Source organism: Roseateles sp. (assembly GCF_049240545.1).
Lineage (GTDB): Bacteria > Pseudomonadota > Gammaproteobacteria > Burkholderiales > Burkholderiaceae_C > Paucibacter_A.
On record NZ_JBMLSK010000163.1, the window covers coordinates 1 to 1,745 of the forward strand.

A 1,745-nucleotide genomic window follows, 5' to 3' on the forward strand; every position below is an offset into this window, starting at 1 on the left:
CGCTGATCCGCAGGATGAAGGCGATCAGATCGGTGTAGGTCTCGGCAAACGCCACCGCCTCAGCGATGCGCTTGGTTATCAGGCGATCCAAGTCATCCCCTAGCCCGAAGGCTTCGAAGGCGCTCTTGGTGACACCTCGTTGAGGCGTCTCTAAAAGAGGCAGGCTCTCAGTCAGGCGCTTGACGCTACTCTGACGCTGCGCGTCAGACCAAGCCAAGTTCTCCGCCGATTTTTTTGTGATCGCACGGGTCAGGTAGTCGGATACCTGGAATGCCTCCTTGATTTCCTTGCGGGCGGCTTTCCCGGAAACCTCAGTGAACGCCATCGTTTCGACCCACCGAAGGACGAAGGCGATCAGGTCTGAGTAGGTTTCTCCAAACCCGACTGCTTCTGATTCTCGCAAGGTCAGTTGTTTGGCGACTCTCTCGGCAAAGCCAAGCCCTTCGCTGGGGCGCTTGGTCCATTGCCTTCCCGTCGCCTCGACCAAGGCAAGGGTCACAGCCACCGCCACGTTGTAGACGGCTGGATACGCTGTGGTCCAGTTCTTTCCGGCGCTTGCGCTCGACCACGTAAAGCCAGCCGATGCCCAGGTATACCTCGCGCCCTGTGCCTCACTGACTGTCACCGTATCGGGCATGTCGATCAGCTCATCGTGAAGGTGAATACGGCGGTCAGGCTGTCATCCGCACCCTTATTGACCACGGGGAACACCACCCGATCGAGCATGATTCCCCCAGTTGATGCGTTGAAAACACCAGCCTCAGTGAGGGCTCCGGTGCTGTCGCCAGCGAGGAAATCCGCTGTGAAGGTGAAAGTCTTTGTTCCCGCGGTGTGGGCATAGGTGGCTGCATTGCGGTCGATTTCAGTCACCAGCGCTGACTGGGTGGCAGCCGCAGCGGTGGTACCAGTGCCCAGCGCGATGAAGCCCATCACGCCTGGCCGGCTGACTGATTTGCCGATCGCATCGGCAATGAAGTCAAAGCCGACGTTGACGATGATGTTGTCCTTGTGGACCGTCTCGATCTCACCGCTTGCGCGGCGAAGAATGAGGGTCATTGCGCCGTGAAGCTGCATGGATTCGTCGATCATGAAAGGTCCTCGTGAAATGGAATGGATAAAGAAAATGGCGCTGCCTCTTGCGAGGACAGCGCCACAGTTGGGAACGCGTTTGAAAAACTCGGTCTAGTACAGACGCAGACTGGTGAAGGCTCCGATAGGCGCAAGGGCTGCGCTGGCTGACTCCACATCTGCGCCCATGCGACCAACGAAGAGGCGCCGCTGCGAGGCGGTCTGGCACACGCCAATGCAAATGCGATCGGTCGTCGACACCGCGAACGGAACGTTGACTTGCCGAGACAGATGGTCTTCCAAGAAGAAGGTCGACATGGCCGCGTCATAGCCCACAAGGAGCAGTCCTGCCGGGCCGCTTGCAACCCAGATCACGCAAGTCGTGACCTCAGCGGGGATGAACCAAAAGGAGGTATGGAACACCGATGGGATGCTCACCGACCACGCTACCCGCGTGGTGTCCTTGACCAGGAGGCCGTCGCCATATCGGCCGGCTGCATAGGTCACCCCAGCCGTCTGGCTTGAGACTGGATTGCCCAGCCCTCCGTCAAGACCTGCCGTTGAGCCGTTGAGGCGCCACCCGTAGATTTCTCCGGCTTGCAGTGCATCCTCCCGAGCGATCTGGAACCGGGCATCCACGTTGGCGATTGCACCGTCGTAGGCCCACTGGCGCCTGG

At 59.5% G+C, this 1,745-nt stretch carries 3 protein-coding genes; all 3 read right to left on the reverse strand.

The genetic code is table 11. The features are described from left to right. On the reverse strand, window positions 1-637 hold a 637-nt coding region (locus ACOVRJ_RS10500; RefSeq protein ID WP_422043797.1), incomplete at its 3' end, for a hypothetical protein. Between the two features lie 5 nt (window positions 638-642). Further along, window positions 643-1,089, reverse strand: a complete 447-nt coding sequence (locus ACOVRJ_RS10505; RefSeq protein ID WP_422043798.1) for a hypothetical protein — start codon at window positions 1,087-1,089, stop codon at window positions 643-645. Window positions 1,090-1,182: 93 nt separating this feature from the next. Further along, the coding region (locus ACOVRJ_RS10510) for a hypothetical protein (RefSeq protein WP_422043799.1) at window positions 1,183-1,745 on the reverse strand (563 nt) is incomplete at its 5' end.

What these genes read in the sequence shown, in the direction of transcription:
- ACOVRJ_RS10505 (WP_422043798.1), bottom strand. Translation starts at nt 1,089, where the DNA reads ATGATCGACGAATCCATGCAGCTTCACGGCGCAATGACCCTCATTCTT.